Genomic DNA, 19,012 nt, shown 5'->3' with positions numbered 1-19,012 from the left:
GCGCGGTGGTCCTCAAGCTCCCCCGGCCACCGTTCACAGGCCCGTGCCCGGTGCAGGGCGCCAGGCCCACGGCGTTGCGTCGGGCGAGAGACCGACCACGCACGGGCGGTGGTCGGCGTCCAGGGCGAGGCCGGCGGCTGCCACCGAGGTCACCGGGGCCGTCGTGCCGGCGGACGCGTCCGCCAGCCGGAGGCTGCCCGTCAGGGAGCGGCTCAGGAGCATCAGGGACTCCCTGCCGCCCCGCCGCGGCACCGCGGCCGCTGCCAGGGGGCCGTAGCCGGCGAGGGCGCGCAGGCCGCCGCCGTGGAGCTCCTCGGTGCCGCCGTCGGACGTCAGGCGGTACGCCACCGGTTCTGCTGCCGTGGGCGTGCGGTAGACGAGGGTCAGGGCCCCGTCGGGCCCGGGGGCGGCGCCCATCTGGTTGCCGCCGGGGCCCGGCAGGCCGTCGAGCGGCATGAGCCGTACGGGCTGTCCGGGCGCGTCCTGGCTCCAGTGGTGGACGGTGTCGCGGCCGAGGCCGAAGACGTGGACGCGCTGGTCCTTGTCGAGGGCGGCGGTGAGCCCTTCCTGTATGTCCTGCCCGTGCAGGCTTCGCCAGCCGCCCCAGGTGCCGTCGGCTTCGCGCACGCGCGTGGACAGGCCCTTGCCGGCGTTGCGGACGAAGAGGTGGACCCGCCCGTCGGGGGTGGCGACGGCGGCGGGGACGCCGACGCGCCGGCCGCGTTCGGTGCGGTGCTCGGGGTTGCCGAGGCTGTGCCACTCCCTGCCCTCTTCGAGTACGACGATCTCGCGGCTGTTGGAGCGGCCGCGGCCCTCCAGGGAGGAGAAGCGCAGGGCGAACAGCAGCCGGTGGCCGCGGGCGTCCCGGACGCAGGCCAGGGCGGGGGCGAGGGGGCCGCCCCCGAGGTTCTGCGGGGCGCCCCAGCGCCCGCTGCCGGGCGCGCTCTCGACCCAGCGCACCGCCTGCAGCCCGAGCACGCCGTACGCCTCCAGGCGCCCGCTGCGGTCGGGGGCGGCGTGGACGGCGGGGGCGGGGTAGCGGTAGTGGGTGGAGCGGATCCAGCCCTTGCGGTTCTGCATCGGGCGCGCGCCGCCCTGCCCGTAGTCGCCGCAGCCGCCGGTGTTGCCGCAGTGCCACAGGGGATCGCCGCCGTAGGCGGCGATCAGGCGGTGCTTGCCGTCGACGACCTCCGGGGGGAGGTTGAAGGGCCAGCGCTGGTTGTAGTAGCCGCGGAAGGAGACCGTGGCGAAGCGCGGCGGATGCCCGTTGCGGCGGGTCTCGTCGGCGACCCACTGGACCATGGCCTTCCAGGTGAACAGCGCGGTCGGCGTATGGTCGCGGTGGTCCGAGCACGCCCCGTAGTCGTTGTCCTTGGGGTGGGTGGCGTCGTGGACCTGGTAGTCGGGGTCGGGGTCCATGGTGTGCACGACGGTGGGGCGGTAGTGGGCCATGACACCGGCCAGGACGTCGACCAGGGTGGAGTGCCGGTAGGTGCTGACCGAGGTGCAGGGGGAGCCGGCGGCGACGAGGGTCTCCATGACCGCGTACGGCTCGTCCCACAGCTGCGGCAGCCGGGTGCCGCCGGCGGAGAACATGGCGATGTTGAGGAAGACCAGCCGCGCCTTGCGGGTGCCGTTGTCGAGCTCGTCGACCTCGGCGCGCACACCACCCGGAAGGTCCATGACGGACTTCCTCCAGGGGGTGAACTTGTCGCGGCCGATCATCTCGGCGTAGGCCTGGCGCAGCCCCTGGTGGCGGGCGGAGGAGTAGGCGGCCTTGTCGGGCTGCCGCCGGGGCATGCCGGCGATCCAGTTCTGGCCGACGGACTCGCCGGCGGTGACGTAGACGGAGACGACCGGGACGCCGGCGGCAACCAGGTGCTGGGCGTCGGGGTTCATGAAAAACAGGTCGTCGTCGGGGTGCGCGAGCACCTGCAGGAGCAGGGGGGCACCGGAAGTGGTGAACGCATGTGCGGCACCGGGCTCGACAGCGGGGATCCGGTCGGGGGAGGATGTCAGTCGGTCGGGGCCGCCGCTGCAGCCCGCGACCGTCGCCGCCGCGGCGAGGGCGATGCCGGTGAGCACGGACCGGCGCGCTGGTCCCCCGCGGTGTGAGATGTTCAACAGAGTGACTCCGTCCCATCGGCCGGCGCGCAGTCCCCGACTGCCCCAGATGTGAGAGGGGACGACCCGGGGCTCCCTCGGGTTGCTCGAGCCCGGTCAAAGCCTGCCGGAGAGTGATGGCCCGGTGGCGGACCGTTCACCGTCATAGTGTCCCGTGTGTCGGCGGGGTGGTTTGACAAGTGCGCCGCTCGGGGTACCTTCTTCTGCTTCGATTGGCGCCCCTTCGCGCACGTATGGCACACTGTTCAGGTTGCTCGGTTGAGTGCCGATGCTGCGCGCCTCCCGCCGGGAGGACTGGAAGCGAGTCCCGCAGTACTCGTCACCCCTTCTCAGGGGTGGAAGTACGGGAATCTTCCGGGAAGTGTCAGCGGGGCCCCAGCCAGGCACTCGGTGGGTGTTTTTCCCCCACAAACCCCTTCATCAGGGAATCTCCCTTGGGAGATCTGCTGGAAGGGGCGCGACACGCCCGACCGCGTGGGTCGGAGGTGGAGTGGGGAACGGCAGCGCTTTGCCGATGGCGAGGGCGCAGCTCACCGAGTTCCGGAGCGTTACGAGAGACAGGACTACGAAGTAGCCATGGCGGGACAGAAGATCCGCATCCGGCTCAAGGCCTACGACCACGAGGTCATCGACTCTTCGGCGAAGAAGATCGTCGAGACGGTGACGCGTACTGGTGCGTCGGTCGCGGGCCCGGTGCCGCTGCCCACTGAGAAGAACGTGTACTGCGTCATCAAGTCGCCGCACAAGTACAAGGACTCGCGCGAGCACTTCGAGATGCGCACGCACAAGCGCCTCATCGACATTCTCGACCCCACGCCGAAGACGGTTGACTCGCTGATGCGTCTCGACCTGCCGGCCGGCGTCGACATCGAGATCAAGCTCTGAGGTGACGCGCGAGATGGCTAAGCAGATCAAGGGCATCCTGGGCGAGAAGCTCGGCATGACTCAGGTCTGGGACGAGAACAACCGTGTCGTCCCGGTGACCGTCGTCAAGGCCGGGCCCTGCGTCGTTACCCAGGTCCGCACCAACGACACCGACGGCTACGAGTCGGTCCAGATCGCCTTCGGCGAGATCGACCCGCGCAAGGTGAACAAGCCCCTCAAGGGCCACTTCGCCAAGGCCGACGTGACCCCGCGCCGCCACCTGGTGGAGATCCGCACCGCGGATGCCTCCGAGTACACCCTCGGCCAGGAGCTCGACGCCACCGTCTTCGAGGCGGGCATCAAGGTCGACGTGACCGGCAAGAGCAAGGGCAAGGGCTTCGCCGGTGTCATGAAGCGCCACAACTTCCGTGGCCTCGGCGCCGGGCACGGCACCCAGCGCAAGCACCGCTCCCCCGGTTCCATCGGTGGCTGTGCCACCCCGGGCCGTGTGTTCAAGGGCCTCCGCATGGCGGGCCGCATGGGCAACGAGCGGGTCACCACCCAGAACCTGACCGTCCACGCCGTTGACGCGGAGAAGGGCCTGCTCCTGATCAAGGGCGCGGTTCCTGGTCCGAACGGCGGCCTCGTCCTGGTCCGTACCGCGGCCAAGGGGGCCTGAGGTAACCGATGAGCACCATTGACATCCTTTCGCCGGCAGGCGACAAGGCCGGGACCGTCGAGCTCCCCGCGGAGATCTTCGACGCGAAGGTCAGCGTTCCGCTGATCCACCAGGTCGTCGTCGCGCAGCTGGCCGCTGCCCGTCAGGGCACGCACAAGACGAAGACTCGTGGCGAGGTCCGCGGCGGTGGCAAGAAGCCGTACCGCCAGAAGGGCACCGGTCGCGCCCGTCAGGGTTCGACCCGCGCGCCGCAGTTCGCCGGTGGTGGCGTCGTGCACGGTCCCGTGCCGCGTGACTACTCGCAGCGGACCCCCAAGAAGATGAAGGCCGCCGCTCTGCGTGGCGCCCTCACCGACCGGGCCCGTCACTCCCGCATCCACGTCGTCTCCGGCGTGGTCGAGGGTGCGGTTTCCACCAAGGCCGCCAAGACCCTGTTCGGCAAGATCTCGGAGCGCAAGAACCTGCTCCTGGTCGCCGACCGGTCCGACGAGGCCGCGTGGCTGTCCGCCCGCAACCTGCCCCAGGTCCACATCCTGGAGCCGGGCCAGCTGAACACGTACGACGTGCTCGTCTCCGACGACGTGGTCTTCACCCAGGCCGCTTTCGAGTCCTTCGTGTCTGGCCCCAAGGCCGCCGTTGAGACCGAAGGGAGCGAGGCCTGATGACTGAGGCCGTCGTCACCAGCAAGACGTTCTCGGACCCGCGCGACCTCCTGGTCAAGCCGGTTGTCTCCGAGAAGAGCTACGCGCTGCTGGACGAGAACAAGTACACGTTCGTCGTCGACCCGCGCGCCAACAAGACCCAGATCAAGCAGGCCGTCGAGGCGGTCTTCTCGGTCAAGGTCACCGGGGTCAACACGATCAACCGTCAGGGTAAGCGCAAGCGCACCAAGACCGGTTTCGGCAAGCGCGCCAACACCAAGCGCGCCATCGTGACCCTCGCCGAGGGCGACCGTATCGACATCTTCGGCGGCCCGGTCTCCTAACGGAGTGCCGAGTCGTCCGAATATCGGACGAGGACTGAGAAATGGGTATCCGCAAGTACAAGCCGACGACTCCGGGCCGTCGTGGCTCCAGCGTCGCCGACTTCGTCGAGATCACGCGGTCCACGCCGGAGAAGTCGCTGGTCCGCCCGCTGCACAGCAAGGGTGGCCGTAACAACGCCGGTCGTGTGACCGTCCGTCACCAGGGCGGTGGCCACAAGCGCGCCTACCGTGTGATCGACTTCCGTCGTCACGACAAGGACGGCGTGCCGGCCAAGGTCGCTCACATCGAGTACGACCCGAACCGCACCGCGCGCATCGCGCTGCTCCACTACGTGGACGGCGAGAAGCGCTACATCATCGCCCCCCGCGGCCTCGGCCAGGGTGACCGGATCGAGAACGGCCCCGGGGCCGACATCAAGCCGGGCAACAACCTGCCGCTGCGCAACATCCCGGTCGGTACGACCATCCACGCCATCGAGCTGCGTCCCGGTGGCGGCGCGAAGATCGCCCGCTCCGCCGGTTCCTCCGTGCAGCTGCTGGCGAAGGAGGGCACCATGGCCCACCTTCGTATGCCGTCCGGTGAGATCCGCCTGGTCGACGTCCGCTGCCGCGCCACTGTCGGCGAGGTCGGCAACGCCGAGCAGTCGAACATCAACTGGGGCAAGGCCGGCCGCATGCGCTGGAAGGGCGTTCGCCCGACCGTCCGCGGTGTCGCGATGAACCCGGTTGACCACCCGCACGGTGGTGGTGAGGGCAAGACCTCCGGTGGTCGCCACCCGGTCTCCCCGTGGGGTCAGAAGGAGGGTCGTACTCGTTCTCCCAAGAAGGCGAGCAACAAGTACATCGTCCGCCGCCGCAAGACGAACAAGAAGCGCTAGGAGCGGGTTTAGATGCCGCGTAGTCTCAAGAAGGGGCCCTTCGTCGACGACCACCTCATCAAGAAGGTGGACGCCCAGAACGAAGCCGGCACCAAGAACGTCATCAAGACCTGGTCCCGCCGCTCCATGATCGTGCCGGCCATGCTCGGCCACACGCTGGCGGTGCACAACGGCAAGACGCACGTCCCGGTGTTCGTCACCGAGTCGATGGTCGGCCACAAGCTCGGCGAGTTCTCGCCGACCCGCACCTTCCGCGGCCACGTCAAGGACGACCGGAAGTCGAAGCGCCGCTAAGGCGGGGTGTGAACGACTATGACTGACACCGAAGGGACAACCATGGAAGCCAGGGCCCAGGCGCGGTACATCCGCGTCACGCCCATGAAGGCCCGCCGCGTGGTGGACCTCATCCGTGGCATGGACGCCACGGAGGCTCAGGCGGTCCTGCGTTTCGCCCCGCAGGCCGCTAGCGTGCCGGTCGGCAAGGTGCTGGACAGCGCCATCGCCAACGCCGCGCACAACTACGACCACACTGACGCCTCCTCGCTGTACATCAGCGAGGCGTACGTCGACGAGGGCCCGACCCTGAAGCGGTTCCGTCCGCGCGCCCAGGGCCGTGCCTACCGGATCCGCAAGCGGACCAGCCACATCACCGTGGTCGTCAGCAGCAAGGAAGGAACCCGGTAATGGGCCAGAAGGTTAACCCGCACGGGTTCCGACTCGGCATCACCACCGACTTCAAGTCGCGTTGGTACGCCGACAAGCTGTACAAGGACTACGTCAAGGAAGACGTTGCCATTCGTCGCATGATGACGAAGGGCATGGAGCGCGCCGGTATCTCGAAGGTTGAGATCGAGCGCACCCGCGACCGCGTCCGCGTTGACATCCACACCGCCCGCCCGGGCATCGTCATCGGTCGCCGTGGCGCCGAGGCCGACCGCATCCGTGGCGAGCTGGAGAAGCTGACCGGCAAGCAGGTCCAGCTGAACATCCTCGAGGTCAAGAACCCCGAGGTCGACGCTCAGCTGGTGGCCCAGGCCGTCGCCGAGCAGCTGTCCTCCCGCGTCTCCTTCCGTCGCGCCATGCGTAAGAGCATGCAGTCGACGATGAAGGCCGGCGCCAAGGGCATCAAGATCCAGTGCGGTGGCCGTCTCGGCGGCGCCGAGATGTCCCGCTCGGAGTTCTACCGCGAGGGCCGTGTGCCCCTGCACACGCTCCGCGCGAACGTCGACTACGGCTTCTTCGAGGCCAAGACCACCTTCGGCCGCATCGGCGTGAAGGTCTGGATCTACAAGGGCGACGTCAAGAACATCGCCGAGGTCCGCGCCGAGAACGCCGCCGCCCGTGCGGGCAACCGCCCGTCCCGTGGCGCCGGCGAGCGCCCGGCCCGTGGTGGCCGCGGCGGCGAGCGTGGCGGCCGCGGCCGCAAGCCGCAGCAGAGCGCCGAGGCCCCCAAGGCCGAGGCCACCGCTGCTCCGGCTGAGACCACCGGAACGGAGGCCTGACCGACATGCTGATCCCTCGCAGGGTCAAGCACCGCAAGCAGCACCACCCCAAGCGGAACGGCATGGCCAAGGGTGGCACCGAGCTCGCCTTCGGTGAGTACGGCATCCAGGCCCTGACCCCGGCCTACGTGACGAACCGGCAGATCGAGTCCGCTCGTATCGCCATGACCCGTCACATCAAGCGTGGCGGCAAGGTGTGGATCAACATCTACCCGGACCGTCCGCTGACGAAGAAGCCGGCCGAGACCCGCATGGGTTCCGGTAAGGGTTCCCCCGAGTGGTGGATCGCGAACGTCAAGCCCGGTCGGGTGATGTTCGAGCTGTCCTTCCCGAACGAGAAGGTTGCGCGTGAGGCGCTCACCCGAGCCGCCCACAAGCTTCCGATGAAGTGCCGCATTGTTCGGCGCGAGGCAGGTGAGTCGTGATGGCTGCCGGTACCAAGGCGACCGAGCTGCGTGAGCTGAACAACGAGGACCTCGTTGCCAAGCTGCGCGAGGCCAAGGAAGAGCTGTTCAACCTCCGCTTCCAGGCGGCGACCGGACAGCTTGAGAACCACGGCCGGCTGAAGGCCGTCCGCAAGGACATCGCCCGGATCTACACCCTGATGCGTGAGCGCGAGCTCGGCATCGAGACGGTGGAGAGCGCCTGATGAGCGAGAAGAATGTGACTGAGACGAACGAGCGCGGTTTCCGCAAGACCCGTGAGGGTCTCGTCGTCAGCGACAAGATGGACAAGACCGTCGTCGTCGCTGTCGAGGACCGTGTCAAGCACGCGCTGTACGGCAAGGTCATCCGCCGTACCAACAAGCTCAAGGCGCACGACGAGCAGAACGCCGCGGGTGTCGGCGACCGCGTCCTCCTCATGGAGACCCGGCCGCTGTCCGCGACGAAGCGCTGGCGCGTCGTCGAGATCCTCGAGAAGGCCAAGTAATTCCTAGGGGCGTTCGCCCTTAGGACAGTTCCGCCAGGCTCGGCAGGGGCTCTTCACGGAGCCCCTGCCGGGAACCGGCAGACAATCAGGAGATAGACGTGATCCAGCAGGAGTCGCGACTGCGCGTCGCCGACAACACTGGTGCCAAGGAGATCCTTTGCATCCGTGTTCTCGGTGGCTCGGGTCGCCGCTACGCGGGCATCGGTGACGTCATCGTCGCCACCGTCAAGGACGCGATCCCCGGTGGCAACGTGAAGAAGGGCGACGTCGTCAAGGCGGTCGTCGTTCGCACCGTCAAGGAGCGCCGCCGTCCGGACGGCTCGTACATCCGTTTCGACGAGAACGCGGCCGTCATCCTCAAGAACGACGGTGACCCCCGCGGCACCCGCATCTTCGGCCCCGTGGGCCGGGAACTGCGCGAGAAGAAGTTCATGAAGATCGTCTCGCTCGCGCCGGAGGTGCTGTAAGCATGAAGATCAAGAAGGGCGACCTGGTCCAGGTCATCACCGGTAAGGACAAGGGCAAGCAGGGCAAGGTCATCCAGGCCTTCCCCGCCGACGACCGCGTCCTCGTCGAGGGTGTCAACCGGGTCAAGAAGCACACCAAGGCCGGCCAGACCGCTCGCGGTGCCAAGACCGGCGGCATTGTCACCACCGAGGCCCCCATCCACGTGAGCAACGTTCAGCTCATCGTGGAGAAGGACGGCAAGAAGGTCGTGACCCGCGTCGGTTACCGCTTCGACGAGAACGGCAACAAGATCCGCGTTGCCAAGCGGACGGGTGAGGACATCTGATGGCTACCGCTCCGCGTCTCAAGACGAAGTACCGCGAGGAGATCACGGGCAAGCTGCGTGAGGAGTTCTCCTACGAGAACATCATGCAGGTTCCCGGCCTCACGAAGATCGTGGTCAACATGGGTGTGGGCGACGCCGCCCGCGACTCCAAGCTGATCGAGGGCGCCATCCGCGACCTCACCACGATCACCGGCCAGAAGCCGGCCGTCACCAAGGCCCGCAAGTCCATCGCGCAGTTCAAGCTGCGTGAGGGCCAGCCGATCGGTGCCCACGTCACCCTGCGTGGCGACCGCATGTGGGAGTTCCTGGACCGCACCCTGTCGCTCGCGCTCCCGCGCATCCGCGACTTCCGTGGTCTGTCCCCGAAGCAGTTCGACGGTCGTGGCAACTACACCTTCGGTCTCACGGAGCAGGTCATGTTCCACGAGATCGACCAGGACAAGATCGACCGGGTCCGGGGCATGGACATCACCGTGGTCACCACGGCGACCAACGACGACGAGGGCCGCGCCCTGCTTCGTCACCTCGGCTTCCCGTTCAAGGAGAACTGACCGTGGCGAAGAAGGCTCTGATCGCTAAGGCCGCGCGCAAGCCGAAGTTCGGTGTCCGCGCGTACACCCGCTGCAACCGCTGCGGTCGGCCGCACTCCGTGTACCGCAAGTTCGGCCTGTGCCGCGTGTGCCTTCGTGAGATGGCTCACCGTGGCGAGCTGCCGGGCGTGACCAAGAGCTCCTGGTAACAGCCCAGTTGGGCTGCCCAGGCTCTCGGTAAGCAAGCTGGACGGCGGGAGCCCCGCTCCGCCTCTCACATAGAGTTGAGGGGTTGGGCTCCCCGCCGCCCGCAATCGTCTTACTACGCCGTAGGTCCCCGCGCCGCACCCGTCCCGACCCAGTTCGGGGAGAGGGATGGCGCAGATAGGAAACCCCGGCGAGAGAGGCCGAAGGCCAAACATGACCATGACCGATCCGATCGCAGACATGCTGACCCGTCTGCGGAACGCGAACTCGGCTTACCACGACACCGTGGCCATGCCCCACAGCAAGATCAAGGCGCACATCGCCGAGATCCTGCAGCAGGAGGGCTACATCGCCGGCTGGAAGGTCGAGGACGCCGAGGTCGGCAAGTCCCTCGTCATCGACCTGAAGTTCGGTCCGAACCGTGAGCGCTCCATCGCGGGCATCAAGCGGATCTCGAAGCCGGGCCTGCGGGTCTACGCAAAGTCCACCAACCTGCCGAAGGTCCTCGGCGGCCTGGGCGTGGCGATCATCTCCACGTCCCACGGTCTCCTGACCGGCCAGCAGGCGCAGAAGAAGGGCGTGGGTGGGGAAGTCCTCGCCTACGTCTGGTAACGGGAACAGGAAGGTAAGGCTATGTCGCGTATTGGCAAGCAGCCCGTCCAGGTTCCCGCCGGCGTGGACGTCACCATCGATGGCCGTACGGTCCAGGTGAAGGGCCCCAAGGGCGCCCTGAGCCACACCGTGGCCGCCCCCATCGAGGTCGCCAAGGCTGAGGACGGCACCATCGTCGTCTCCCGCCCGAACGACGAGCGTCAGAACAAGGCCCTGCACGGCCTTTCCCGCACGCTGGTGGCGAACATGATCACCGGCGTGACCCAGGGCTACGTGAAGAAGCTCGAGATCAGCGGTGTCGGTTACCGCGTGGCCGCGAAGGGCTCCAACCTGGAGTTCTCCCTCGGCTACAGCCACCCGATCCTGATCGAGGCCCCCGAGGGCATCTCCTTCAAGGTGGAGAGCCCGACCAAGTTCTCGGTCGAGGGCATCGACAAGCAGAAGGTCGGCGAGGTCGCCGCGAACATCCGCAAGCTGCGGAAGCCCGACCCGTACAAGGCCAAGGGCGTCAAGTACGAGGGCGAAGTCATCCGCCGCAAGGTCGGAAAGGCGGGTAAGTAAGCCATGGCATACGGTGTGAAGATCGCCAAGGGTGACGCGTACAAGCGCGCCGCCAAGGCCCGTCGCCACATCCGCATCCGGAAGAACATCTCCGGCACGGCGGAGCGTCCGCGCCTCGTCGTGACGCGCAGCAACCGTGGCATCACCGCCCAGGTCATCGACGACATCAAGGGTCACACCCTGGCGTCGGCGTCGCACCTGGACGCGTCGATCCGCGGTGGCGAGGGCGACAAGAGCGCCCAGGCCAAGAAGGTTGGCGCCCTGGTCGCCGAGCGTGCCAAGGCCGCCGGTGTCGAGGCCGTCGTGTTCGACCGCGGTGGCAACCAGTACGCCGGGCGCATTGCCGCTCTGGCGGACGCCGCCCGCGAAGCCGGGCTGAAGTTCTAAAGCCCCGGTTCCGGAGCTAGCGGACGTAACAGAGAGAGGTAATTCCAATGGCTGGACCCCAGCGCCGCGGTGGCGGCGCCGGTGGCGGCGAGCGGCGGGACCGGAAGGGCCGTGACGGTGGCGCTGCCGCCGAGAAGACCGCGTACGTTGAGCGCGTAGTCGCGATCAACCGCGTCGCCAAGGTTGTCAAGGGTGGCCGTCGCTTCAGCTTCACCGCGCTGGTCGTGGTGGGCGACGGCGAGGGCACCGTGGGTGTCGGTTACGGCAAGGCCAAGGAAGTTCCGGCTGCCATCGCCAAGGGCGTGGAAGAGGCCAAGAAGAACTTCTTCAAGGTCCCCCGTATCGCCGGTACCATCCCGCACCCGATCCAGGGCGAGAAGGCGGCCGGTGTCGTCCTGCTCAAGCCCGCCACCCCGGGTACCGGTGTTATCGCCGGTGGTCCGGTGCGTGCGGTGCTCGAGTGCGCCGGCATCCACGACATCCTGTCGAAGTCGCTCGGTTCTTCGAACCCGATCAACATCGTGCACGCCACGGTGGAGGCCCTCAAGGGACTGCAGCGTCCCGAGGAGATCGCCGCCCGTCGTGGTCTGCCGCTGGAGGACGTGGCTCCCGCCGCTCTGCTGCGGGCGCGTGCAGGGGCGGGTGCGTAATGGCTCGCCTCAAGGTCACGCAGATCAAGTCCTACATCGGTAGCAAGCAGAACCACCGCGACACCCTGCGTTCGCTCGGTCTGAAGAAGATCAACGACGTGGTTGTCAAGGAGGACCGTCCCGAGATCCGCGGCATGGTGCACACCGTCCGCCACCTCGTCACGGTCGAGGAGGTCGACTGACATGGCGGAGACCAACCCGCTGAAGGTCCACAACCTCCGTCCCGCCCCGGGCGCCAAGACCGCCAAGACCCGTGTCGGTCGTGGTGAGGCGTCGAAGGGTAAGACGGCTGGTCGCGGTACCAAGGGTACGAAGGCCCGCTACCAGGTTCCGGAGCGCTTCGAGGGTGGCCAGATGCCGCTCCACATGCGCCTCCCGAAGCTGAAGGGCTTCAAGAACCCCGCCCACAAGCAGTTCCAGGTCGTGAACCTGGAGAAGCTGGCCGCGCTCTACCCGCAGGGTGGCGAGGTCACGGTGGCCGACCTGGTCGCCAAGGGTGCTGTTCGCAAGAACGAGCTCGTCAAGGTCCTGGGCCAGGGCGAGATCTCCGTGGCGCTGCAGGTGACGGTCGACGCCGTCTCCGGCTCCGCCAAGGAGAAGATTGCCGCCGCCGGCGGCACCGTCACCGAGCTCATCTGAGTTCGTTGATCCGACGACCGGGGATGTCCCAACTGGGGCATCCCCGGTTGGTCGTTCCAAGGGGGGCACGGTCGCCGGTAAGGTGGCGTGCACTGTTAACTTTCGCGCGGCCCATGCCCACGCGGACTTTGACCGTTACGTATTAGCCAGCATTCGTCGATTCTCAAGACCGTCACCCCTCGCGCATCCACGTGGGGGGCGCCGCAGGAGGCACCGTGCTCACCGCGTTCGCCCGGGCGTTCAAGACGCCCGACCTGCGCAAGAAGCTGCTGTTCACGTTGGGCATCATGGTGCTCTTCCGGCTGGGGGCGCACATCCCCGTGCCGGGGGTGGACTATCGCAACGTCCAGACGTGCATGGACCAGGCCAAGAGTGGGCAGGGCCTCTTCGGCCTCGTGAACATGTTCAGCGGCGGTGCGCTGCTGCAGATCACGATCTTCGCGCTGGGGATCATGCCGTACATCACGGCGAGCATCATCCTTCAGCTGCTCACCGTGGTGATCCCGCGCCTGGAAGCCCTCAAGAAGGAGGGCCAGGCGGGCCAGGCCAAGATCACGCAGTACACGCGCTATCTGACCGTCGCCCTCGCCGTGCTCCAGGGCACCGGCCTCGTGGCCACCGCGCGCAGCGGTGCGCTCTTCGGGAACTGCACGGTCGGCAACCAGATCGTCCCCAACCAGTCGATCTTCACCACGGTCGTCATGGTCATCACCATGACCGCCGGCACGTCGGTGATCATGTGGCTCGGTGAGCTCATCACCGACCGCGGCATCGGCAACGGCATGTCGATCCTCATGTTCACCTCCATCGCCGCCGGCTTCCCCGGCGCCCTGTGGGCCATCAAGATGCAGGGCAAGCTGGTCGGTGGCTGGCTGGAGTTCGGCCTGGTGATCCTGTGCGGCCTTGCGATGGTCGCGCTGGTGGTCTTCGTCGAGCAGGCCCAGCGCCGCATCCCCGTGCAGTACGCGAAGCGCATGATCGGTCGCCGGTCCTACGGCGGCACCTCGACCTACATCCCGCTGAAGGTGAACCAGGCGGGTGTGATCCCGGTCATCTTCGCCTCGTCGCTGCTCTACATCCCGGCGCTGCTGGTGCAGTTCACCGGCTCCAAGGCGGACTGGGCGCAGTGGGTACAGGCCAACCTGGTCAAGGGTGACCACCCGATCTACATGGTCACGTACTTCCTGCTGATCGTCTTCTTCGCGTTCTTCTATGTCGCCATCTCCTTCAACCCCGAAGAAGTTGCCGACAATATGAAGAAGTATGGTGGATTCATCCCGGGCATCCGGGCGGGTCGTCCCACGGCCGAGTACCTGAGCTACGTGCTGAACCGCATCACGTGGCCCGGCTCGCTCTACCTGGGTCTGATCGCCCTGGTCCCCACGGTGGCACTGGTCACACTCAACGCAAACCAGAACTTCCCGTTCGGGGGAACCAGCATCCTGATCATCGTGGGTGTCGGTCTGGAGACTGTGAAGCAGATCGAGAGCCAGCTTCAGCAGCGCAACTACGAAGGGTTCCTCCGCTGATGCGAATCGTCCTCGTCGGGCCGCCCGGCGCCGGCAAGGGTACGCAGGCCGCGTACCTCGCCAAGAACCTCGCGATCCCGCACATTTCGACGGGCGACCTGTTCCGGGCGAACATCAGCCAGGGCACGCCGCTGGGCAAGAAGGCCCAGGAGTACATGCGGGCCGGCCAGCTCGTCCCGGACGAGATCACCATCGGCATGGCCAAGGACCGGATGCAGCAGGCGGACGCCGAGGGCGGCTTCCTGCTCGACGGCTTCCCGCGCAACCTGGCCCAGGCCAAGGCGCTGGACGAGCTCCTCCAGGCCGAGGGCCTGAAGCTGGACGCCGTCCTCGACCTCGAGGTCCCCGAGGACGAGGTCGTCAAGCGCATCGCCGGCCGCCGGATGTGCCGCAAGGACAGCTCCCACATCTTCCACGTGATCTACAACCCGCCGGCCGCGGAGGGTGTCTGCGACACCTGCGGCGGCGAGCTGTACCAGCGCGAGGACGACAGCGAGGACACCGTCCGCAAGCGGCTGGAGGTCTACCACAGCGAGACCGAGCCGATCATCGACTACTACAAGGCGCAGGACCTCGTGGTGACGATCTCGGCCCTCGGCAAGGTCGCCGAGGTCACGGACCGCGCGATGGCCGCGCTCAAGCGCGAAGCCGCCTGATCACTGCTGTAACGACGGCCGCGATGCCCCCCGGGGCATCGCGGCCCCTTTTTGCGGCTAAACCGCCGCCGCTCTCGCGGAGGTGGTTGCTCGCCGCGTGGGTTCCTCAATTCATGGTTGCTCTGAGCAACCCCCGGTCGCGGTGCCCATAGGGGCATCGCGGCCGTAGTGTTTGTTCGAGCAGAGTCGACGTACAGCCAGGAAGGCAGTCCCCCATGGTCGAGATCAAGACCCCCGAGCAGATCGCGAAGATGCGCGAGGCCGGGCTGGTCGTCGCCGCCATCCACGCGGCCACCCGGGAGGCGGCCGTGCCGGGTGCCACGACCAGGGATCTGGACCAGGTCGCCCGCAAGGTGATCGCCGACCACGGCGCGAAGTCGAACTTCCTCGGGTACGGGGGCTTCCCCGCCACGATCTGCACCTCCGTGAACGAGGTCGTCGTCCACGGCATCCCCGACGACAAGACCGTCCTGAAGGACGGCGACATCATCTCCATCGACGCCGGCGCCATCATCGACGGCTGGCACGCGGACGCCGCCTTCACGGCCTTCGTGGGCACCGGCCACGCCCCCGAGCTGCACGAGCTCTCCCGGGTGACCGAGGAGTCGATGTGGGCCGGCATCGCGGCCGTGCGGAACGGCAACCGCCTCGTCGACATCTCCAAGGCGATCGAGGGCTACATCCGCCGCCAGCCCCGCCCCGCCAGCGGCAAGTACGGGATCATCGAGGACTACGGCGGCCACGGCATCGGCTCCGAGATGCACATGGACCCCCACCTGCTGAACTACGTCTCCCGCAAGCGCGGCAAGGGCCCGAAGCTGGTGCCCGGCTTCTGCATCGCGATCGAGCCGATGGTCAGCCTCGGCACGGCGAAGACGCACGTCCTGGAGGACGACTGGACCGTCCTGACGGACGACAAGACCTGGTCCTCCCACTGGGAGCACTCCATCGCCCTGACGGAGGAGGGCCCCCTGGTCCTCACGGCCCCCGACGGCGGCAAGGCGAAGCTGGCCCAGCTGGGCATCGTGGCGGCCCCGGACCCGCTGGCGTAGGGCCCGAGGGGTTGGGGACACCCGAGCTTGATCCCTGGATTAGGCTTTCCCGTTTCCCTGACGTAGACTGATGCGTCGGCTCTCGTGTATCCGCATGCCCGTCCATCAAATGGGTAATCGGATCATCGGAGTCGATCAAGGTAGCCGATTCGAAAGGCGAAGCGTGGCCAAGAAGCAAGGTGCCATCGAGATTGAGGGCACCGTGATCGAGTCTCTGCCGAACGCCATGTTCAAGGTGGAGCTCCAGAACGGTCACAAGGTCCTCGCGCACATCAGCGGCAAGATGCGTATGCACTACATCCGCATCCTTCCGGATGACCGGGTCGTCGTGGAGCTCTCTCCGTACGACCTCACGCGCGGTCGGATCGTCTACCGCTACAAGTAGATCTTGCCCTCTCCGTCGCGTCACGTTGCGTGACGGACAGTGGCACTGACCCGGAGAACCTCACATCCCATGAAGGTCAAGCCGAGCGTCAAGAAGATCTGCGACAAGTGCAAGGTGATCCGCCGCCACGGCCGGGTCATGGTCATCTGCGACAACCTGCGCCACAAGCAGCGCCAGGGCTGACGCAGAACCTGCACCCGCAGATTCTTCGCGCGACGCAAGCGAAAACGTACATACGCAGGACTCGTCCCTCTCTGTAACGGAGGGCGACACCCCCGGTCGGAGGCCGGGGACCCGACAGGTACCTCATACGGCCTCCGGGAGTGGTCCTGTGGAAGACCTCCGAACGATCAACTGGAGCCATTGAATGGCACGCGTTTCCGGTGTTGACATCCCGCGCGAAAAGCGCGTGGAGGTCGCCCTCACCTACGTGTTCGGCATCGGCCGGACCCTCTCGAAGCAGACGCTGGCTGCCACCGGCGTGAACCCGAACACCCGCGTTCGCGACCTCTCCGAGGAGGAGCTCGTCGCGATCCGCGAGTACGTGGACGCCAACATCAAGACCGAGGGTGACCTCCGTCGTGAGGTTCAGGCCGACATCCGCCGCAAGGTCGAGATCGGCTGCTACCAGGGTCTGCGTCACCGTCGTGGCCTGCCCGTCCACGGTCAGCGCACCAGCACGAACGCTCGTACCCGCAAGGGCCCGCGTCGCGCCATCGCCGGCAAGAAGAAGCCGGGCAAGAAGTAGTCCGCAGCGGACTCGCTCACCAAGCGGTCTTCGCTGTAGGACCGACCACCTCCCTCCAGTAGGAGTTAAGACATGCCCCCCAAGGGACGTCAGGGCGCTGCCAAGAAGGTGCGCCGCAAGGAAAAGAAGAACGTCGCTCACGGCCACGCGCACATCAAGAGCACGTTCAACAACACGATCGTGTCCATCACGGACCCGACCGGCAACGTGATCTCCTGGGCCTCCGCCGGCCACGTCGGCTTCAAGGGCTCCCGGAAGTCCACCCCGTTCGCCGCGCAGATGGCCGCCGAGTCGGCTGCCCGTCGTGCGCAGGAGCACGGCATGCGCAAGGTCGACGTCTTCGTCAAGGGTCCCGGCTCCGGCCGTGAGACCGCGATCCGCTCCCTCCAGGCCACCGGCCTCGAGGTCGGCTCGATCCAGGACGTCACCCCCACGCCGCACAACGGCTGCCGTCCGCCGAAGCGCCGTCGCGTCTGAGGTCCGGCACACCTGTGCTTTCGGGCGGTACGGCCTTTCGGCCGTGCCGCCCGTACCCTTGCAGTAGCAGCGGGCGTCAAATAGCGGGCGCCCACGACTGAAGGATCTGATCCACACATGCTGATCGCTCAGCGCCCCTCCCTGACCGAAGAGGTCGTGGACGAGTTCCGTTCCCGGTTCGTCATCGAGCCGCTGGAGCCGGGCTTCGGCTACACCCTCGGCAACTCCCTGCGTCGTACGCTCCTCTCCTCGATCCCGGGTGCGGCGGTCACGTCCATCCGCATCGACGGTGTCCTGCACGAGTTCACCACCGTGCCGGGCGTCAAGGAGGACGTCACCGACCTCATCCTGAACATCAAGCAGCTGGTCGTCTCCTCGGAGCACGACGAGCCGGTCGTGATGTACCTGCGCAAGCAGGGCCCGGGCCTGGTCACCGCCGCCGACATCGCCCCGCCGGCCGGTGTCGAGGTGCACAACCCCGACCTGGTCCTGGCGACGCTGAACGCCAAGGGCAAGCTGGAGATGGAGCTGACCGTCGAGCGCGGTCGCGGCTACGTCTCCGCCGTCCAGAACAAGCAGGTGGGCCAGGAGATCGGCCGCATCCCGGTCGACTCCATCTACTCGCCGGTGCTCAAGGTCACGTACAAGGTCGAGGCGACCCGTGTCGAGCAGCGCACCGACTTCGACAAGCTGATCGTCGACGTCGAGACCAAGCAGGCCATGCGCCCGCGCGACGCCATGGCGTCCGCCGGCAAGACCCTGGTCGAGCTGTTCGGCCTGGCCCGCGAGCTGAACATCGACGCCGAGGGCATCGACATGGGCCCGTCCCCCACGGACGCCGCCCTGGCCGCCGACCTGGCGCTGCCGATCGAGGAGCTCGAGCTCACCGTTCGCTCCTACAACTGCCTCAAGCGCGAGGGCATCCACTCCGTGGGTGAGCTCGTCGCCCGCTCCGAGGCCGACCTGCTCGACATCCGCAACTTCGGTGCGAAGTCGATCGACGAGGTCAAGGCGAAGCTGGCCGGCATGGGCCTGGCCCTCAAGGACAGCCCGCCCGGATTCGACCCGACCGCTGCCGCCGACGCGTTTGGCGCGGACGACGACGCGGATGCCGGGTTCGTGGAGACCGAGCAGTACTGACGGTCTTTGGCTGCCGGCCCGCTGTGGCTGGTCGCGCAGTTCCCCGCGCCCCTTACGGGGCGCGGGCCTTCCGGGGCTCGCCCCGGATCTCCGACAGGCGACCGCCTGCTCGGATACTGACTCCGGTACCTGATACGGCCGGGGCAGACTTCTAGGAGAAATACCATGCCGCGTCCCACCAAGGGTGCCCGTTTCGGCGGCAGCGCCGCGCACGAGAAGCTGCTGCTGGCGAACCTCGCCAAGGCGCTCTTCGAGCACGGCCGCATCACGACGACCGAGGCCAAGGCCCGCCGCCTGCGTCCGGTCGCCGAGCGCCTGATCACCAAGGCGAAGAAGGGCGACATCCACAACCGTCGCCAGGTGCTGCAGACGATCACCGACAAGGGCATCGTCCACACCCTCTTCACCGAGATCGCTCCGCGCTTCGCCGAGCGTCCGGGTGGCTACACCCGCATCACCAAGATCGGCAACCGTCGTGGCGACAACGCCCCGATGGCTGTGATCGAGCTGGTCGAGGGCGAGATCGCGAAGAAGGCGACCGTCGCCGAGGCCGAGGCCGCGACCAAGCGCGCGGTCAAGGAGTCCGAGGCCGCTGCCGAGGCTCCGGCCGAGGAGTCGAAGGACGCCTGACGCGCCCGACGTGTCAGTGACGGGCCCGCCCCTTTCCGGGGGCGGGCCCGTCCC

At 67.3% G+C, this 19,012-nt stretch carries 31 protein-coding genes; 30 read left to right on the top strand and 1 reads right to left on the bottom strand.

What is annotated here, in order from left to right; all coding sequences use genetic code 11:
• Nucleotides 1–33: 33 nt before the first annotated feature.
• The gene (locus AB0K17_RS11100) at nucleotides 34–2,124 is read right to left on the bottom strand and encodes a PIG-L family deacetylase (protein WP_365982820.1); all 2,091 of its coding nucleotides are present in this window, start codon (nucleotides 2,122–2,124) and stop codon (nucleotides 34–36) included.
• 576 nt (nucleotides 2,125–2,700) lie between these two features.
• On the opposite strand from AB0K17_RS11100, the gene rpsJ reads away from it, so the two are divergent.
• The 30 genes from rpsJ (at nucleotide 2,701) to rplQ (ending at nucleotide 18,958) form a co-directional block, all read left to right on the top strand.
• Nucleotides 2,701–3,009 (top strand): 30S ribosomal protein S10, encoded by a 309-nt coding sequence (rpsJ, locus tag AB0K17_RS11095; RefSeq protein ID WP_003948644.1) that lies wholly within the window; start codon nucleotides 2,701–2,703, stop codon nucleotides 3,007–3,009.
• A gap of 13 nt (nucleotides 3,010–3,022) precedes the next feature.
• Nucleotides 3,023–3,667, top strand: coding sequence for a 50S ribosomal protein L3 (rplC, locus tag AB0K17_RS11090; protein WP_344435197.1), 645 nt, complete (start codon nucleotides 3,023–3,025; stop codon nucleotides 3,665–3,667).
• 8 nt (nucleotides 3,668–3,675) lie between these two features.
• A complete protein-coding gene (rplD, locus tag AB0K17_RS11085) occupies nucleotides 3,676–4,329 on the top strand; it encodes a 50S ribosomal protein L4 (RefSeq protein ID WP_365965719.1) in 654 nt (217 codons plus the stop codon).
• A complete protein-coding gene (gene rplW / locus AB0K17_RS11080; protein WP_365965718.1) occupies nucleotides 4,329–4,652 on the top strand; it encodes a 50S ribosomal protein L23 in 324 nt (107 codons plus the stop codon). The genes rplD and rplW overlap by 1 nt, the downstream gene beginning before the upstream one ends.
• 41 nt (nucleotides 4,653–4,693) lie before the next feature.
• A complete protein-coding gene (rplB, locus tag AB0K17_RS11075) occupies nucleotides 4,694–5,530 on the top strand; it encodes a 50S ribosomal protein L2 (protein ID WP_004950440.1) in 837 nt (278 codons plus the stop codon).
• Between the two features lie 12 nt (nucleotides 5,531–5,542).
• Complete coding sequence (gene rpsS, locus AB0K17_RS11070) at nucleotides 5,543–5,824, top strand: 30S ribosomal protein S19 (protein WP_030368412.1); 282 nt, start codon at nucleotides 5,543–5,545, stop codon at nucleotides 5,822–5,824.
• A 42-nt stretch (nucleotides 5,825–5,866) separates the two neighbouring features.
• Complete coding sequence (rplV, locus tag AB0K17_RS11065; RefSeq protein WP_030685471.1) at nucleotides 5,867–6,214, top strand: 50S ribosomal protein L22; 348 nt, start codon at nucleotides 5,867–5,869, stop codon at nucleotides 6,212–6,214.
• The gene (rpsC, locus tag AB0K17_RS11060) at nucleotides 6,214–7,032 is read left to right on the top strand and encodes a 30S ribosomal protein S3 (RefSeq protein ID WP_365965716.1); all 819 of its coding nucleotides are present in this window, start codon (nucleotides 6,214–6,216) and stop codon (nucleotides 7,030–7,032) included. The genes rplV and rpsC overlap by 1 nt, the downstream gene beginning before the upstream one ends.
• Before the next feature lie 5 nt (nucleotides 7,033–7,037).
• Nucleotides 7,038–7,457, top strand: a complete 420-nt coding sequence (rplP, locus tag AB0K17_RS11055; RefSeq protein ID WP_106677952.1) for a 50S ribosomal protein L16 — start codon at nucleotides 7,038–7,040, stop codon at nucleotides 7,455–7,457.
• On the top strand, nucleotides 7,457–7,681 hold the full coding sequence (rpmC, locus tag AB0K17_RS11050; RefSeq protein WP_004950453.1) for a 50S ribosomal protein L29: 225 nt from the start codon (nucleotides 7,457–7,459) through the stop codon (nucleotides 7,679–7,681). Before rplP ends, rpmC begins: the two co-directional genes overlap by 1 nt.
• Nucleotides 7,681–7,962 carry a 30S ribosomal protein S17 gene (rpsQ, locus tag AB0K17_RS11045; protein WP_019888756.1) on the top strand — a complete coding sequence of 94 codons (282 nt, stop codon included), beginning with the start codon at nucleotides 7,681–7,683 and terminating at the stop codon, nucleotides 7,960–7,962. Before rpmC ends, rpsQ begins: the two co-directional genes overlap by 1 nt.
• 98 nt (nucleotides 7,963–8,060) lie before the next feature.
• Complete coding sequence (gene rplN, locus AB0K17_RS11040) at nucleotides 8,061–8,429, top strand: 50S ribosomal protein L14 (RefSeq protein WP_004946682.1); 369 nt, start codon at nucleotides 8,061–8,063, stop codon at nucleotides 8,427–8,429.
• A 2-nt stretch (nucleotides 8,430–8,431) separates the two neighbouring features.
• Complete coding sequence (gene rplX, locus AB0K17_RS11035) at nucleotides 8,432–8,755, top strand: 50S ribosomal protein L24 (protein WP_344435189.1); 324 nt, start codon at nucleotides 8,432–8,434, stop codon at nucleotides 8,753–8,755.
• Nucleotides 8,755–9,306, top strand: a complete 552-nt coding sequence (gene rplE / locus AB0K17_RS11030; protein WP_365965715.1) for a 50S ribosomal protein L5 — start codon at nucleotides 8,755–8,757, stop codon at nucleotides 9,304–9,306. Before rplX ends, rplE begins: the two co-directional genes overlap by 1 nt.
• A 2-nt stretch (nucleotides 9,307–9,308) precedes the next feature.
• A complete protein-coding gene (locus tag AB0K17_RS11025) occupies nucleotides 9,309–9,494 on the top strand; it encodes a type Z 30S ribosomal protein S14 (protein ID WP_344435187.1) in 186 nt (61 codons plus the stop codon).
• Nucleotides 9,495–9,705: 211 nt separating this feature from the next.
• On the top strand, nucleotides 9,706–10,104 hold the full coding sequence (rpsH, locus tag AB0K17_RS11020) for a 30S ribosomal protein S8 (RefSeq protein ID WP_049718674.1): 399 nt from the start codon (nucleotides 9,706–9,708) through the stop codon (nucleotides 10,102–10,104).
• 21 nt (nucleotides 10,105–10,125) lie between these two features.
• Nucleotides 10,126–10,665, top strand: a complete 540-nt coding sequence (gene rplF, locus AB0K17_RS11015; protein WP_344435185.1) for a 50S ribosomal protein L6 — start codon at nucleotides 10,126–10,128, stop codon at nucleotides 10,663–10,665.
• 3 nt (nucleotides 10,666–10,668) lie between these two features.
• Nucleotides 10,669–11,052: a 50S ribosomal protein L18 gene (gene rplR, locus AB0K17_RS11010; RefSeq protein WP_344435184.1), complete on the top strand. Its 384-nt coding sequence runs from the start codon at nucleotides 10,669–10,671 to the stop codon at nucleotides 11,050–11,052.
• A 47-nt stretch (nucleotides 11,053–11,099) separates the two neighbouring features.
• Nucleotides 11,100–11,702, top strand: coding sequence for a 30S ribosomal protein S5 (gene rpsE, locus AB0K17_RS11005; protein WP_344435183.1), 603 nt, complete (start codon nucleotides 11,100–11,102; stop codon nucleotides 11,700–11,702).
• The gene (gene rpmD / locus AB0K17_RS11000; protein WP_365965714.1) at nucleotides 11,702–11,884 is read left to right on the top strand and encodes a 50S ribosomal protein L30; all 183 of its coding nucleotides are present in this window, start codon (nucleotides 11,702–11,704) and stop codon (nucleotides 11,882–11,884) included. The genes rpsE and rpmD overlap by 1 nt, the downstream gene beginning before the upstream one ends.
• A gap of 1 nt (nucleotide 11,885) precedes the next feature.
• The gene (gene rplO, locus AB0K17_RS10995) at nucleotides 11,886–12,341 is read left to right on the top strand and encodes a 50S ribosomal protein L15 (RefSeq protein WP_066930849.1); all 456 of its coding nucleotides are present in this window, start codon (nucleotides 11,886–11,888) and stop codon (nucleotides 12,339–12,341) included.
• A 215-nt stretch (nucleotides 12,342–12,556) separates the two neighbouring features.
• Entirely contained in the window at nucleotides 12,557–13,870 is a 1,314-nt protein-coding gene (gene secY / locus AB0K17_RS10990; protein ID WP_344435182.1) for a preprotein translocase subunit SecY, read from the top strand.
• Nucleotides 13,870–14,526 (top strand): adenylate kinase, encoded by a 657-nt coding sequence (locus AB0K17_RS10985; protein ID WP_365965713.1) that lies wholly within the window; start codon nucleotides 13,870–13,872, stop codon nucleotides 14,524–14,526. The genes secY and AB0K17_RS10985 overlap by 1 nt, the downstream gene beginning before the upstream one ends.
• Before the next feature lie 215 nt (nucleotides 14,527–14,741).
• A complete protein-coding gene (gene map / locus AB0K17_RS10980) occupies nucleotides 14,742–15,578 on the top strand; it encodes a type I methionyl aminopeptidase (protein WP_365965712.1) in 837 nt (278 codons plus the stop codon).
• Between the two features lie 163 nt (nucleotides 15,579–15,741).
• Entirely contained in the window at nucleotides 15,742–15,963 is a 222-nt protein-coding gene (gene infA, locus AB0K17_RS10975) for a translation initiation factor IF-1 (protein ID WP_003956442.1), read from the top strand.
• Nucleotides 15,964–16,032: 69 nt separating this feature from the next.
• Complete coding sequence (gene rpmJ, locus AB0K17_RS10970; protein WP_003956441.1) at nucleotides 16,033–16,146, top strand: 50S ribosomal protein L36; 114 nt, start codon at nucleotides 16,033–16,035, stop codon at nucleotides 16,144–16,146.
• Nucleotides 16,147–16,330: 184 nt separating this feature from the next.
• Nucleotides 16,331–16,711: a 30S ribosomal protein S13 gene (rpsM, locus tag AB0K17_RS10965; protein WP_344435179.1), complete on the top strand. Its 381-nt coding sequence runs from the start codon at nucleotides 16,331–16,333 to the stop codon at nucleotides 16,709–16,711.
• A 72-nt stretch (nucleotides 16,712–16,783) separates the two neighbouring features.
• Complete coding sequence (rpsK, locus tag AB0K17_RS10960; protein WP_003948617.1) at nucleotides 16,784–17,188, top strand: 30S ribosomal protein S11; 405 nt, start codon at nucleotides 16,784–16,786, stop codon at nucleotides 17,186–17,188.
• Between the two features lie 117 nt (nucleotides 17,189–17,305).
• Nucleotides 17,306–18,328, top strand: coding sequence for a DNA-directed RNA polymerase subunit alpha (locus tag AB0K17_RS10955; protein WP_004946635.1), 1,023 nt, complete (start codon nucleotides 17,306–17,308; stop codon nucleotides 18,326–18,328).
• 165 nt (nucleotides 18,329–18,493) lie between these two features.
• Nucleotides 18,494–18,958, top strand: coding sequence for a 50S ribosomal protein L17 (gene rplQ / locus AB0K17_RS10950; protein ID WP_365965711.1), 465 nt, complete (start codon nucleotides 18,494–18,496; stop codon nucleotides 18,956–18,958).
• Nucleotides 18,959–19,012: the final 54 nt, after the last annotated feature.

Origin of the sequence: Streptomyces sp. NPDC049585 (genome assembly GCF_040675615.1) — a bacterium.
GTDB lineage: Bacteria > Actinomycetota > Actinomycetes > Streptomycetales > Streptomycetaceae > Streptomyces > Streptomyces luteosporeus.
Note: the sequence above shows the minus strand (reverse complement) of the source record. Positions and strands in the feature narration are given on the sequence as shown.